The organism is Variovorax sp. 01N429, assembly GCF_056399425.1.
Genome location: NZ_JBFTRG010000118.1, coordinates 1 through 458, shown reverse-complemented (window position 1 = coordinate 458; position 458 = coordinate 1). Strand labels below are relative to the sequence as shown.

Here is a 458-nt window from a genome sequence, read left to right as displayed (position 1 = left end):
CGTCGTGGTTGCTCGGCGTCGCGTGGCCCGACTCCAGCTTGGTGACTCCGGCCTGGGTGACGATCTGGTATGAGAAGCCGGCAGGCAGCGCGAGGCGCCCGGCCGGGTCGGCGACCAGCGGCCCGTAGCCGAACTCGGGTCGCGGGCCGCGGCCGTTGCCGTTGCGGTCTTCGCCCTGGCCTCCGCCCTGCGCGGCGGACGCGCCGGGGGCCAGCAGCATCTCGGTGCTGCCGACGAAGGCGATACCGGCGCCGACGACCGCGGAGCGGCCGAGGAAGCCGCGGCGGGACACGCCACTGGACTGGGGCATCGTTTCTCCTGCTCGGACTTGCTCGGCGGGAACGGATGCGCACTGATGGGTCGTGCGCGTCCACGGCTCCGGCGTGTCCGATGCGCCGGGGCGCTCACACGTTCCCGCGCGGTGATGTCCGCCCGGTGAACGCGGCCGGGCGGACGGG

At 74.5% G+C, this 458-nt stretch carries 1 protein-coding gene; it reads right to left on the bottom strand.

Translation table 11 applies throughout. The features are described 5' to 3' along the window. Nucleotides 1-310 (bottom strand): twin-arginine translocation signal domain-containing protein (locus AC1DSF_RS30860; protein ID WP_478184117.1); only part of this gene is annotated, 310 nt, incomplete at its 3' end. Between the last annotated feature and the right edge of the window lie 148 nt (nucleotides 311-458).